Here is a 13,124-nt window from a genome sequence, read left to right as displayed (position 1 = left end):
GTACGAGGTCTCGTAGGAGCCGTACATGACGCGCACTTCACGATCGTTCCGCACCGCAGCCGTCGCCGCCGTCGCAGCGCTGGGCCTGTTCGCCACCGCCTGCGGCGGCGACGGCGACACGTCCGACTCCGCGTCCGACGGCAAGCCGGTCACCCTGGAGTACTGGACCTGGACCCTGGGCGCCAAGTCGACCGTCGAGGCGTTCAACAGGACGCACAAGGACATCAAGGTCGAGTTCACCGAGATACCGAGCGGCACCGAGGGCTATAGCAAGCTCGCCAACGCCGTGAAGGCCGGCAATGCGCCCGACGTGGCCACGATCGAGTACCAGATGGTCCCCGAGTTCGCGAGTCAGGGAAACCTGATCGATCTGACCGAGTACGCCGGTGACACGGTCAAGTCGAAGTTCCCGGAGTCCATCCAGAGCCTCGTGACCTTCGGCGGAAAGACCTGGACGGTCCCGTACGACGTCGCACCGCAGCTCTACTACTACCGCACCGACCTGTTCAAGAAGTACGGCATCCAAGTCCCCAAGACCTGGGACGAGTTCAGGACGGCTGCCAGCAAGGTCAAGAAGGAGGACGACGACGTCCGCCTGGCCTCGATGCCGAAGAGCGACCCGGCGCTGCTGGCCGCGCTGTCCTGGCAGGCCGGCGGCACCTGGTTCGCCACCGAGGGCGACGCCTGGAAGCCCGGTGTGAACGACGCCGAGACCAAGAAGGTCGCCGCCTACTGGGACGGCCTGATCAAGGACGACCTCGTGCAGACCTTCACCGGCTGGAGCCCCGAGGAGACCAAGGCCCGCGCCTCCGGCAAGACCTTGTCCTTCCTCGGCGCCTCCTGGTCCGCGGGCGGCATGAAGACCTCCATGCCCGACCTCTCCGGCAAGTGGGCCGCGGCCCCCATGCCCAACTGGGGCACCGCCGCGAGCGGCAACTACGGCGGCACCTCCTACGGCGTCCTCAAGGGCAGCGACCACGCCGAGGCCGCGGCCGAGTTCATCACCTGGCTCACCACGGACAAGGCCGGCGTCGAGGCCCGGCTCGCCGACCTGGAGTCGCCCAGCAGCGCGCTTCCGGCCAACCCCGAGATGCGTGAGGTCGCGGCCGCCAGGTTCGACACCGCGTACCTGAACGGCCAGGACCTCTACGCCCTCGCCTCCGAGCAGGTCGACACCATCGTGCCCGGCTGGACCTGGGGCCCGAACCAGATGGACGTCTACACCGCCGTCCAGGACGCCACCGCCAAGTCCGGCTTCGCGGCGGGCGTCGAGGCAGGCCAGGAGAAGGCGGAGTCCGGCATCACCCAACGCGGCCTGAAGCTCGCGAAGTAACGGCGGGACCCGCCCGCAACCGCCCCCGGACGCGCACGGCACGGGGCCGTGTCCCACCGCGCGGGCCGGCCGCACGGCCCTCGATGAACGGCCATCCGCACCCGACAGGGTCCCGCGGCCTCCGGTCAACGGCCCGCTCGCGGCACGGCCCCGCGGTCTCCGGTGAACGACGGCCCGCTCGCGGCACGGCCCCGCGGTCTCCGGTGAACGACGGCCCGCTCGCGGCACGGCCCCGCGGTCTCCGGTGAACGACGGCCCGCTCACGGCACGGTCCCGCCGCTCCCCGTGAACGGCCCACCGGCCCCCGACACGGCCGCCGTCTCCGGTGAACGACCCACCCGCCCAAGGCACGGCCGCGCCGCGCCCGGTGAACGGCCCGCCGGCCCGCGACATAACCCCGTCACCTCCGGTGAACAACCGCCCGCGAATAACCCCGCCGCCTCCGCCGAACAACGGCCCGCGACACTGCCCGCCGCCTCCGGTGAACGGAGCCCGACCCCGACACAGCCCGCCACCTCCGCGAACGCCCCGCCCGTTCCCCTCGCCCCGCCGCCCGCCAAGGAGCCCCCGTGGCACTCTCCTCCGCCCGGCCCCCCGGCCGACCCCCCTCCCGCAGCGCGCCCCACCCCGCGCCCCACCCGGCCGACAGCCGCCCCCCGGCCCCAGACCCGTACCGGGGCCCGTCCCCGGCCCCGTCCCCGAACCGGCCCCCAGCCCCCCGCCTCTCACCGCTCCGGCGCAGCCAGCGCCGTACCGCCGCGCTCTTCATCGTCCCCTTCTTCGTCCTGTTCGCCCTGGTCATGGCGGCGCCCATCGGCTACGCGGTGTGGATGAGCCTGTTCCAGGAGCGGTCCTCAGGACTGGGCTTCGGCGGCACCGAACGGGTCTTCGCGGGCTTCGCCAATTACGCCAACGCGCTCGGAGACGCCGGATTCCGCAGCTCGTTCGCGCACATCGCGGTCTACTGCGCCCTGTACATCCCGGTCATGATCGGCGGCTCGCTCGCCCTCGCGCTGCTCGTCGACTCCACGCTCGCCCGCGCCAAGCGCTTCTTCCAACTCGCCCTGTTCCTGCCGCACGCGATCCCCGGACTGATCGCCTCGATCATCTGGATCTACCTCTACACCCCCGGCCTGAGCCCGGTGATCGACTGGATCGGCGCGCTCGGCGGCTCCTGGAACTTCTACCGCGACGACCATGTGCTCGCGTCGATGGTCAACCTGTGCGCCTGGCAGTGGATGGGCTACAACATGGTCATCTTCTACGCCGCTCTCCAGGCCGTGCCGCGCGAGGTGATCGAGGCGGCCGTCGTGGACGGCGCCGGCGCCTTCCGTACGGCTTTGCAGATCAAGGTGCCCATGATCGCCTCCGCGGTCGTCATGACCGTTCTGTTCACCTGCGTCGGTGCGATCCAGATCTTCACCGAGCCGAAACTGCTCAACCAGCGGGGCGCGCCCTCCATCGACACCGAGTGGTCGCCCACGCTCTTCATCTGGAAGGCCGGTTTCGTGCAGCACGACTACGGTCTGGCCGCCGCCGCGTCGCTGCTGCTCGCCGCGCTCGGCGTGGCCCTCTCCTACCTCGTGACCCGGTTCGGCAACCGGTGGAAGGCGGCCACGTCATGAGCACCCTCACCCACGACACCGCCCCCGCCACCCGTCACGAGCCGGTTCCCGGCACCACCGCGCGCCCCCGCCGCGGCACCTCGGCGGGCACCCTGCTGTCCAAGGGCGCCGTCAACGGCCTCCTCCTCGTCGCGGCGTTCTACACCCTGATGCCGGTCAGCTGGCTGCTGTTCGCCGCCACCAAGGACCACCGCGACCTCTTCGCCACCTCCGGGTTCGCCTTCGGCGACTTCAACCTGTTCGCGAACCTCCGGGACGTCTTCACCTTCAACGACGGCATCTACCTGCGCTGGTTCGGCAACAGCGTCCTGTACTCCGTGATCGGCTCCGCCGCCTCCACGCTGCTGTGCGTCGCCACCGGTTACGCCTTCGACAAGTACGACTTCAAGGGGAAGGAGAAGCTCTTCGGCCTGGTGCTGGGCGGCGTCCTCGTCCCCACCACCGTCATCCAGCTGCCGATGTACCTCCTCGCCACCAAGGCGGGGGTCGTCAACACCTACTGGGCGCTGCTGCTGCCCGCTCTGGTCAACCCCTTCGGCGTCTACCTCGCGCGGGTCTTCTCGGAGGGCTATGTGCCGAACGAGGTCCTGGAGGCGGCCCGGGTCGACGGCGCCGGTGAACTGGGCATGTTCGCGCGGATCTCGCTGCCCATGCTGGCCCCCGGCTTCATGACGATCTTCCTGTTCTCGTTCACCGCGAGCTGGAACAATTTCTTCGGCGCCCTCGTCATGCTCAACGACGACACGCTGTACCCGGTCAACCTGGGGCTGTTCATGTGGAACAGCAACACCGTCCAGCAGCCGGAGTTCTACTCGCTCGTGATCACGGGCTCCCTCGTCGCGGTCGTCCCGCTGATCGTGGCGTTCGTCTGCCTCCAGCGCTTCTGGCGCTCCGGCCTGACCGCCGGTGCCGTCAAGTGACGCCGCCCGCCCCGGAAGGCACCCTCCTGAACAGCGTCCACACTCCGCCGACCCTCCTCGCGATGGGCGCCGGCATCCACCAGCGGCTGCTGGCCGAGGGCACCCTCGACCGGCTGCGGTCCGTCGCCCGCGTCGACACGGCCACCGTCGTCACCGACCTCGGCACCGCCGACCCCCGTCAACTCGCCGACGCCGAGGTTCTCTTCACCCACTGGGGGGCACCGGAACTCACCGAGGAGGCGTTGCACCGGCTGCCCCGGCTGCGCGCGGTCGTCCACGCGGCCGGCTCGGTCAAGCACCATGTCACCGACGCCGTCTGGCGGCGCGGCATCGCGGTCTCCTCCGCGGCCGCCGCCAACGCCGTCCCGGTCGCCGAATTCACCCTGGCCGCCATCCTGTTCGCGAACAAGCGTGTCCTCGACGCCGCCCGCGTCTACGCCACCGCCCGCACCCGCCCCGACCTGCTCCCGTACTACAGCGGCCACGGCAACTACCACCGCACGGTCGGCGTCGTCGGCGCCTCCCGCATCGGCCGCCGCGTCCTGGAGCTGCTGCGCCCGCACGACCTCGACGTGCTCCTGTACGACCCGTACGTGGACGCCCGGCAGGCCCGCGCCCTCGGTGCGGAACCGGCGGGTCTGGACGAACTCGTCCGCCGCAGCGACGTGGTCTCCGTCCACGCGCCCCAACTCCCCGAGACCCGCCACATGTTCGACGCCCGTCGCATCGGTCTCCTCAGGGACGGCGCGACGCTGATCAACACCGCGCGCGGCTCGCTCGTCGACACCGCCGCCCTCACCGAGCACCTTCTCGCCGGCCGGATCCACGCCGTCCTCGACGTCACGGAACCAGACGTGCCGCCGGTCGACTCACCGCTCTACACCCTACCCAACGTGCTGCTCACCCCGCACATCGCCGGCTCCCTCGGCAACGAACTGCACCGGATGACCGACTGGGCCATCGACGAGGTCGCCCGGTACGCGCGCGGCCTGCCGTTCGCCCACGAGGTCGGCTCCGAGGACCTGTCCCGCTCGGCCTGAACACCCCACACCCCCCCGCCCCAACCCCGCATCCGAAAGAGAGATCCCGTGCAGGATCGTGTCCTGGTCGTCGGCATCGACGGCGTACGCCTCGACGTACTGCGCCGTCTGCCCACCCCGCATCTCGACGCGCTGGCCGCCGACGGCTTCCTCGCACCCGTCGAGGTGGACGCGGACACTCCCACCATGTCGGGCCCGTGCTGGGCCACCGTCGTCACCGGGGTGTCCGTGGCCAAGCACGGCGTGTGGAGCAACGACTTCACCGGCCACCGTCTCGACGTCTTCCCCGACTTCGCCACCCGCCTCGCCGAACAGGACGGCCGCCGCACCTTCGTCGCCGCGGGATGGGAGCCCCTGATGCAGGTCCGCGGCGGCGGTCCGCTCTTCCGCGTCCCGTCCCGGTCGGTGTACCTCGCGCCGACCGAGGACACCCCCGAGGCCTGGGAGGAGTGCGACGAGCAGATCACCGCGGCGGCCGCGCGCGTGCTCGCCGCGGACGACGTCGCGGCGTCCTTCGTCTACCTCGGCGCGCCCGACGAGACGGCGCACTTCCTGGGCTGCGGCGAGGCGTACGACACCTCCGTCCGGCAGGCCGACGCCCGGCTCGGCCGGCTGCTGGCCGCGGTCCGCTCCCGGCCCTCCTACGCCGGTGAGCGGTGGACCGTCCTCGTCCTCACCGACCACGGCCACGTTGACGCGGGCGGTCACGGCGGTCGTACGACCGAGGAGCGCACGGCATGGCTGGCCGCGACGGGTCCGGGCATCGGCGCGGCGCCGGCCGTCGTCCGCCACGCCGACGTCGCCGCCCAGGTGTTCGCCTCCCTGGGCCGCCTGCCCGACCGGCACTGGACGCTGGACGGCCGCCCCTTCGCGGCCGCGCCGCACGCGGTGCTGCTCGACATGGACGGCACCCTTGTCGACACCGAGTCGCTGTGGCTGCGCACGGTCCGCGAGAGCGTGCCCGACGCCGACCTGGCCCAGGTCCTCGGCCGCTCGGTCGCCGCCGCCGCCGCCCACCTGCACACCCGCGCCGGCACGGACCCCCGGGACCTCGCCGCGGAGTGGGAGGCGCGCTTCCTGGCGGCCGTCCAGCAGGAGGCCACCGTGCTGCCGGGCGCGCTCGACCTCCTGGACCTCCTGGAGGAGTCCGGCATTCCGGCGGCCCTGGTCTCGGCGTCCCCGCGGCCCGTCGTGGACGCCGTCCTCGGGATCCTCGGCGCCCACCGGTTCCGTACGACCGTCGCCGAGGGCGAGACGCCCCGCACCAAGCCCGCCGCCGACCCCTACCTCGCGGCGGCCCGCGCGCTCGGCGTCGACCCGGCGGCCTGCCTGGCGGTGGAGGACTCGCCCACCGGCGTCCGCGCGGCCGAGGCGGCGGGCTGCCGGGTGCTCGCCGTCCCGTCGTACGCGCCGATCGAGCCCGGGCCCCGCCGGACCGTGCGGCCCGGCCTGAAGGCGATCGGGCTCCGGGACCTGTGGAGCGCGGGGCTGTGACCTCGTAGAAAGGCGTTTGTCCGGGGAACGTCTGGCGCATACGATCGCTGCTCGCCGCCGCCGAGGAGTTCCGCATGCCCCGCATCCTGTACGTCACCGACCTGGCCTACGAGGCACGCGGGCGGCGGTACTGCGACGAGGACATCTTCCTCACCGCACGCCTGCGCGAGGACTTCGACCTCGCCCTGTGCGGCCCGCGGGACGCGGCGGCGCTGATGGACGCCTTCGACGCCGTCGTCGTCCGCAACAGCGGGCCCGTCCTCGCCTACCAGGACGCCTACGACGACTTCCGCGACCGGGCGCTCGCGGCGGGCACGCGCGTCTACAACCCGCTGTCCGGCAAGGCCGACATGGCGGGCAAGCAGTATCTGCTCGACCTCGGCGCGGCGGGCTGCCCCGTGATCCCCACCGTCGACAGCGCCGAGGACCTGCACCGGCTGCCCAGGACGGACCGGTACGTCGTCAAGCCCAGGCTCGGCGCGGACTCGACGGGGCTGCGGATCGTCTCCGCCGACGCCGTGCGCGACCTCGTCACCGGCGACGTACTCGTCCAGCCGTGCGTCGACTTCGCCTACGAGGTGTCCTTCTACTTCGTCGACGAGGACTTCCAGTACGCCCTGTACGCACCGCACCCCGACCGCCGCTGGCAGCTCGAACCGTACGAACCCGACCGGGAGGACCTGGAGTTCGCCCGCCGGTTCATCGACTGGAACGGGCTCGGTCACGGCATCCAGCGCGTCGACGCCTGCCGCGCGCCCGGCGGGGAACTGCTGCTGGTGGAGCTGGAGGACCTCAACCCCTACCTGTCCCTGGACGCGTTGGACGACGACACGAGGGACGCCTTCGTCGCCGCGATGAAGGCGTCCCTGCACCGGTTCCTGGAGGTCACCCCAGCCGGACGGTGATCTTCTGGGTGGCGCCGGCCGTCGCGGTCAGGTCGCCGAAGGTCAGCCGGAGCGCGGAACCCGTGCTCGCCGCGGTCACGGTGGACGGCTTCGACACCACCGAGGTCACCGCCCGGTTCCAGGTGAGGGTCAGGCTCGTGTTCATCCGCTTCGGGTCGCTGACGCAGACCACCGCCGTCCCGTCGCTCCTCTCGCTGACGGTCACGGAGCAGGGGGCGCTCGCGGTGAGGGTGCCGACCGTGCCCCCGAACCAGAAGTTGACCCCGGTGAAGCCGAGTGAGGGCACCGACACGCCCTGCTGGTCGTCGGTGTTGGCGAGGACGGTCAGCCAGGTCGTGGCGGCGGCCCGCGCCTGGGTCTGCGCGGCCGTGGCGCCCGGCATGAGCACAAAGGCGTAGGTGCCGTTCGTCGGGTCCGTGCCGTGGTCGACGTACAGGGTCAGGTACCTGCGGGTGAGGACGGTCGTGGCACCGCCCTTGTTGATGTCGCTCCACCTGCCCTCGCGCGCCTCCCGCAGCGCGCGGACGGGGGCCCCGCCGGGAAAGACGTAGCCGCCCATGCCGCCGATGTGCGCCCACCGCGCGCCGGTGAACGTCTCGGACCAGGGATGGGCGACCGGCTTGATCGTCCCGTCGACGGTGAGGGAATGGCCGCCGGTGGGGCCGAGGTTGCGGTTGTCGATGGTCGTCTCCACGGTCGTGCCGTCCGTGCACCTGATGCCGGCGCCGAGACAGACGATCGCGTCGTCCAGACAGAACCACGACTTCTTCGCCACGAGCGTGGACTGAAGTCCCTTGAGGTACTGCCCGATCGCGGCCCGCTGACCGTCGCTCGCCCCGCCCACCCAGTGCACGTCCGGCAGTGAGGCGCCCCAGTCACCGCCGGCCGCGTCCGCGAGGACCGCGCGCGAAGCGGTGGTGCCGGGCAGCCGGTAGGGGTCGACGGTGGGCCAGAAGGCGTCGCTGTACTGGCCGTTGGCGAACGTGTCGCCCCACCAGTAGAGCATTCCGGACCCGGTGTGCCAGCCGCGCAGGTTCTCGCCGTTGCCCGTCTCGTAGTACGTGATGCGCCGGTCGGCCATGCTGATCGACGCGGCCCAGCCGGGTCTGCGGTGGGTGGCACGCGCCATGTCGGTGAACAGCCGGTGGCCGGTCGGTTCGGGAAGCGCGGTGACCGTCGGGTCGTCCAGGACGCTCTTGACGCGGGCCAGCGCCGTCAGGCCGAGCGCCGGGTCGCTCATCGGCGGGCTGTAGTAGTCGCGTTGCGCCCAGCCCTTGACCAGGCCACGCCATCGGGCGTTCTCCGTGGCGCTCGCGCCCTGTCCGAGCAGGACGATCGACGCGAGGATCGGATGGCCGCGCAGGTGATCGTCCTGCTGGATCTGCTGCGGGTCGGTCGCGGACAGGCCCCGGCTGATCGCGCGGCCCGACACCCCGTCCATCACGAGCCCGTTGTAGAGAAACGGCGCCCACGCCTTCTCCACGGCGTCGAACACGATCTGCCGGTTCGTGTCCGTCACCGCCCAACTCGACCCGGCGAGCAGGGCGAACAGCATGCCGAGCCCGCCGAGCATGACGGAACCGTAGGAACCGGTGTACGGCACGGTCGTGTGCTGGATGAACGACCCGTCCGCGTGCAGTCCGTCACCGCTGCTCACGTACGGGAAGACCGGGGAGAGGGCGTCCCTGGCCAGCGCGAGCTTCGCGGAGGAGCCGCCGACGATCCCGCGCAGCGCCAGCACCCGGCACAGGTCCACCCGGTTGGCGCCCGTGCTGGTGCCGGTGTAGTTCGCGACGGCCGAGTCGGGTACGAAGTGGTCGACGGCGGCGAGATGGTCGGCCAGCCGGGTCGCCGACAGGTGGTCGTACATCAGCACGCACACGTCCAGCAGGGCTTGCGGGGCGCCGATCTGCCAGCTGTACCAGTTGCCGTAGCGGGTCTGCGTGGCGTTGTAGACCTCGGTGTGCAGATGGTCGAGGCCGGTGAGGATCGAGGCCTTCAGGCCCGCGTCGCCGGTCAGCCCCGTGCCCGGCCGGCAGTACGCCTGGGCGAGGGTGGTGAGCCGGTTGAAGCTCGCGTTCATGTTGCCTGAGTGACCGTAGGACTCCTGGTCGGTGTCGGGCTCCGGATCCGCGTACACCAGGTCCGGCCACAGCGAGCCGGAAGCCGGTGCCATGGAGGACTGCAACTGGACGGCGGTGGCGCCGAGTTCGGCGAGCCGGCTCTTGAACGGCTCGGCGGTGGGACTGAACCCCTCACCGAGGATCAGGGTGCGCCACCTCGCGCGCAGCGTGGCGAACTCGTCCGCTTCGGCGGCCTGGAGGGAGGACGGCGTTGCGGCACTGGCCGTCCGCGCGGGAAGACCGGCAGCCACAGCGGCGCCGGAGCCGGCGGCCAGAAAGCCGCGACGTGACCAACGAGTCGTCATGACGGCGGTTTGTAGCATACGTTCGATCAAACGCTCAATAGTTCAATCATAGATGATCGTATCGATCGTTCACTGTCGAGGGGGTCGGCTGAACCCGCCGGGCCGCGGCCGCGTATCACTCCGCGAGCGGCGGGGCCACGGCAAACGGCCCCGCGCACGGGACGGAAGGAGCGCGAGATGCCCGTACGGCCGCCCGGGCGCGGGCAGCGTCAGGACCCCCTGCCCCTGGAACCGATCCGGGTCCTGCGCCCCCGCCGCACCGACGCGCTGGCGGAACTGTTCAGGGAACCACCGCCGGAGGATGGCGCCCACCAGGAGGGCGCCGACTACGAGTCCTTCGTGCTGCCACGACGGCCGGCCGACTGGGAGGACGAGACCCAGGAACTGCCACCCGTCCCCGCCCACGACGGGCAGGGCCGGCGCCCCTTCGGCTTCGGCTCCGGTCTGCGCCGGGCCGCGATCGCGGTCGGCGTGAGCGCGGCGGCGCTCGTCGGCTTCGGCTGCGCCCTGCTGCTGCCCGGCCGCGGCGACACCGCCGCCACGCCCCCGCCCTCCGCCGCTCCCACCGCCGCCACGACACCGACCCCCTCCGCCGCCACCGATCCGGACGGCCCCGGCACCCTGCGCGAGGGCGACAGCGGTCCCGAGGTGAGCGAGCTCCAGCACCGACTGCTGCGCGTCCCGAACGTCTACGACAACGGCCCCACCGGCGGCACCTACGACCCCGTGCTCACCGAGGCCGTGGCCCGCTTCCAACTCTGGTACGGCATCCGGGGCGACGAGACCGGCGTCTACGGCAACGACACCCGGGCCGCCCTGGAATCCCGGACCTGACGACGGGGGCTGACGCGGGGGCTGACGACGGGGGCTGACGACGGGGGCTGGCGACGGGGCCTGACAGGGCATCCCCGTGGCGCGGCAGGCGCTGGAACAGCTAGAGCTCGTCGAGCGGCACCCGGATGTCGACGATGCACACGTCGTCCCGCCGTTCGCCGTCGAGCAGCTCCGCCAGCATCGGCCCCAGCGAGCCCGGCTCGTCGGTGTGGTGGGCGAGGGCGGCCTCGGCCAGTCGCTTCAGGCCCCGGTCGATGCCCTCCGCGGGCCGTTCCACCAGCCCGTCCGTGTACAGCAGGAGCCGGTCGCCGGGTTCGAGACGGCACTCCGCCTCGGTGAAGTGGGGCGTGGCGCTCGCCCCGAGGAGCATGCCGCTCGGCCGCTCCAGATAGCTCGCCTCCCCGTCGCGCAGCAGTAGCGGTGGCGGATGTCCGGCCTGCGCCCACACCATGCGGTGCTCGTACTGGTCGTAGCGGGCCAGGACCATGGTGGCGGTGCCGTGCGAGTCGCGGGAGTGCAGCAGCAGCGTGTTGAGACGGGCGAGCGCACCGGTCAGGGACGAGCCGGTGATGACCATGCCCTTGGCGGTGAAGCGGAGCTGGGCCATGGTGGCGACCGCGTCGATGCCGTGCCCGGCGACGTCGCCGACCACGAACAGGGCGTCGCCGTCCGGTAGTTCGATCGCGCTGAACCAGTCGCCGCCGACGTGGATCCCGGACTGCGCGGGCAGATACGTGATCTCGACCCGCAGCCCGGCCAGTTGCTGGGGCTTGGTGGGCAGCGGCAGCAGCGCGTGCTGGAGCCGTGCGGCCAGCGTCCGTTCGGCCCGCAGGATGTCGTGCTGCGTCACGATGGCCTGCTCGCTCTCCACGAGGGCGAGTTCGGCGCTGCGTTGCGCGGTCAGGTCCTGGAGGAAGCCGTGCACCTCGACGGGCGTGCCGTGGATGTCCGTGACCGCCTCGGCGACGAACCGCAGGTGCCGCACCCCGTCGGCCGTCCGGATCCGGAACGGCAGGGCGCAGGGCAGCCCTCGGCTCACCAGGTCCCCGACCGCCCGGGCCAGCAGGGGCACGTCCTCGGGCAGGGTGAGGTCCGGGAGCGCGGTGATCCGGACCGGGCCGTGCGCCGGATCGCGGTCCAGGACGGCGTAGACCTGGGACGACCAGGTGACCTCGTGCGTGATCAGGTTCCAGTTGGCCCAGCCGAGGTTGCCCAGGCGCTGGACGTCCGCCAGCCGTTGTTCCTGCCGGTCGGAGGGGTCGTGCCGGATCCAGGTGAGGGCGAGCCGCTCGCCGAGCCGGGCCACGCGTACGGAGTACAGGGACAGTTCCTCGACCCCGCCGACCATCGCCTGCTGGGCGAAGGGTTCGCCCTCGTACGGCTCCCCGGTCGTCAGGGTGTGCCGGCATCCGTGCCACAGAGGCTGCTCGTCCGACAGCGTCGGAAAGCACTCCAGGAGCCGCAGGCCGACGAGGTCACGGCCGGAGCGGCCGAGCAGGTCGAAGGCGGTCTCGGTGGCGGCGGAGATGCGGTAGTCCTCGATGTCCCCGGTGGGGGTGAGCAAGGGGCTGAGCAGCATGGTGGCGCCGGGCAGCGTGTCCAGCACCTTCTGCACGCTGTGCACGGCGTCGTCGAGGTCCGGCTCCTGCCGCGGGTCGAAGGCGCGCAGCCGGCCGGCGCAGAGCTGGGCCACGGCCAGCAGGTGTTCCCGGGTCTGCGGGGAGAACGGGCCGCCCTCGGTGCGCAGCACGCCGATGCAGACGTCGGCCGAGTCCTGGACGACGACGGGAAGCCAGGCGCGGGACCGCCAGCGCTCGGGGGGATCGCCGATCAGCAGATACCGTTCGCGGTCCGCGTCGATGTCCTCCAGCCAGCGCGGCTCGCGCTCCTGGAGGGCTTCCAGCGCGGCCACCCCGCTCAGAGGCGGTACCTGGCGCCACTGGGTGGCCAGGGTGTCCCCGATGCCGGCGTGCCCGACCAGTTCGAGGCCCCCGGCGGGCAGCCGAGCGAAGATCATGATCGCGTCGGCCGCAGCCTCCGACGACAGATGCTCCAGCAGGCACCGGGCGAGGTCCCGGGGTGTGCCGACGCGGACCAGCGCCTTGCCGAGGCGGCCCAGGCCGGTTGAGCGGTCCTCGGCGGCGGCCCGGGCGGTTCGGGCGGTCGCGCCCCGGTCCGAGGCGGGCTGCTCGCCCTCCCGGAGCGGCCGGGCCAGGCCGCCGAGGGTGATCCAGCACTCCTCCAGCAGCGTGTGGTGCGCGGCCTTGGCGCGCTGGAGCAGTTCCTCCCCGGCGGCGTCCGGGGAGCAGCCGGTCTGTGCCATCACGGCGCCCTTGGCCCGCTCCACGACGGCGGAGGTCGCCGCCTGGTCGCGCAGCCGGTCCAGTTCGGCGCGCTGGCGTGCGACGATCTTGGCCAGTGCGACCGTATCGGGGGCACCGGACTCAGCGGGGCTGGCGGGCTCGCTCGTCACGCGATGAGCATCGCATACCGGGAGTGCCTCGATCGCTGCCTTGTCAGGAGTGGTTTCACTCGAAAGTGCGGT

Annotated in this window: 9 protein-coding genes; 7 read left to right on the top strand and 2 right to left on the bottom strand. The window is 72.0% G+C overall.

Annotated elements, in window-relative coordinates; all coding sequences use genetic code 11:
* Positions 1-25: 25 nt before the first annotated feature.
* The 6 genes from ACH41F_RS16950 (at position 26) to ACH41F_RS16925 (ending at position 7,317) form a co-directional block, all read left to right on the top strand.
* Positions 26-1,333: an ABC transporter substrate-binding protein gene (locus tag ACH41F_RS16950; protein WP_398836301.1), complete on the top strand. Its 1,308-nt coding sequence runs from the start codon at positions 26-28 to the stop codon at positions 1,331-1,333.
* An 800-nt stretch (positions 1,334-2,133) separates the two neighbouring features.
* Entirely contained in the window at positions 2,134-2,958 is an 825-nt protein-coding gene (locus tag ACH41F_RS16945; protein ID WP_391231518.1) for an ABC transporter permease subunit, read from the top strand.
* Positions 2,955-3,878: a carbohydrate ABC transporter permease gene (locus ACH41F_RS16940; RefSeq protein WP_398836298.1), complete on the top strand. Its 924-nt coding sequence runs from the start codon at positions 2,955-2,957 to the stop codon at positions 3,876-3,878. Before ACH41F_RS16945 ends, ACH41F_RS16940 begins: the two co-directional genes overlap by 4 nt.
* A gap of 62 nt (positions 3,879-3,940) precedes the next feature.
* On the top strand, positions 3,941-4,918 hold the full coding sequence (locus ACH41F_RS16935) for an NAD(P)-dependent oxidoreductase (protein WP_391231519.1): 978 nt from the start codon (positions 3,941-3,943) through the stop codon (positions 4,916-4,918).
* A 48-nt stretch (positions 4,919-4,966) separates the two neighbouring features.
* The gene (locus tag ACH41F_RS16930; RefSeq protein WP_398836295.1) at positions 4,967-6,412 is read left to right on the top strand and encodes an HAD-IA family hydrolase; all 1,446 of its coding nucleotides are present in this window, start codon (positions 4,967-4,969) and stop codon (positions 6,410-6,412) included.
* A 74-nt stretch (positions 6,413-6,486) separates the two neighbouring features.
* Complete coding sequence (locus ACH41F_RS16925; protein WP_398836293.1) at positions 6,487-7,317, top strand: hypothetical protein; 831 nt, start codon at positions 6,487-6,489, stop codon at positions 7,315-7,317.
* On the opposite strand, the gene ACH41F_RS16920 is transcribed toward ACH41F_RS16925, so the two are convergent.
* Positions 7,298-9,745 (bottom strand): polysaccharide lyase 8 family protein, encoded by a 2,448-nt coding sequence (locus ACH41F_RS16920; protein ID WP_398836291.1) that lies wholly within the window; start codon positions 9,743-9,745, stop codon positions 7,298-7,300. The genes ACH41F_RS16925 and ACH41F_RS16920 overlap by 20 nt on opposite strands.
* A 177-nt stretch (positions 9,746-9,922) precedes the next feature.
* Here ACH41F_RS16920 and ACH41F_RS16915 point away from each other — a divergent pair, with 177 nt between their 5' ends.
* Positions 9,923-10,579 carry a peptidoglycan-binding protein gene (locus tag ACH41F_RS16915; protein WP_398836288.1) on the top strand — a complete coding sequence of 219 codons (657 nt, stop codon included), beginning with the start codon at positions 9,923-9,925 and terminating at the stop codon, positions 10,577-10,579.
* 100 nt (positions 10,580-10,679) lie between these two features.
* Here ACH41F_RS16915 and ACH41F_RS16910 read toward each other — a convergent pair whose 3' ends face one another.
* Positions 10,680-13,052, bottom strand: coding sequence for a SpoIIE family protein phosphatase (locus tag ACH41F_RS16910; protein WP_398836285.1), 2,373 nt, complete (start codon positions 13,050-13,052; stop codon positions 10,680-10,682).
* Between the last annotated feature and the right edge of the window lie 72 nt (positions 13,053-13,124).

Origin of the sequence: Streptomyces sp. NPDC020489 (genome assembly GCF_044386545.1) — a bacterium.
Classification (GTDB): Bacteria; Actinomycetota; Actinomycetes; order Streptomycetales; family Streptomycetaceae; genus Streptomyces.
This window is presented reverse-complemented; position numbering and strand designations above follow the sequence as displayed.

What these genes read in the sequence shown, in the direction of transcription:
- ACH41F_RS16920 (WP_398836291.1), bottom strand. Translation starts at nt 9,745, where the DNA reads ATGACGACTCGTTGGTCACGTCGCGGCTTTCTGGCCGCCGGCTCCGGC.
- ACH41F_RS16950 (WP_398836301.1), top strand. Translation starts at nt 26, where the DNA reads ATGACGCGCACTTCACGATCGTTCCGCACCGCAGCCGTCGCCGCCGTC.
- ACH41F_RS16925 (WP_398836293.1), top strand. Translation starts at nt 6,487, where the DNA reads ATGCCCCGCATCCTGTACGTCACCGACCTGGCCTACGAGGCACGCGGG.
- ACH41F_RS16935 (WP_391231519.1), top strand. Translation starts at nt 3,941, where the DNA reads ATGGGCGCCGGCATCCACCAGCGGCTGCTGGCCGAGGGCACCCTCGAC.
- ACH41F_RS16945 (WP_391231518.1), top strand. Translation starts at nt 2,134, where the DNA reads ATGGCGGCGCCCATCGGCTACGCGGTGTGGATGAGCCTGTTCCAGGAG.
- ACH41F_RS16940 (WP_398836298.1), top strand. Translation starts at nt 2,955, where the DNA reads ATGAGCACCCTCACCCACGACACCGCCCCCGCCACCCGTCACGAGCCG.
- ACH41F_RS16915 (WP_398836288.1), top strand. Translation starts at nt 9,923, where the DNA reads ATGCCCGTACGGCCGCCCGGGCGCGGGCAGCGTCAGGACCCCCTGCCC.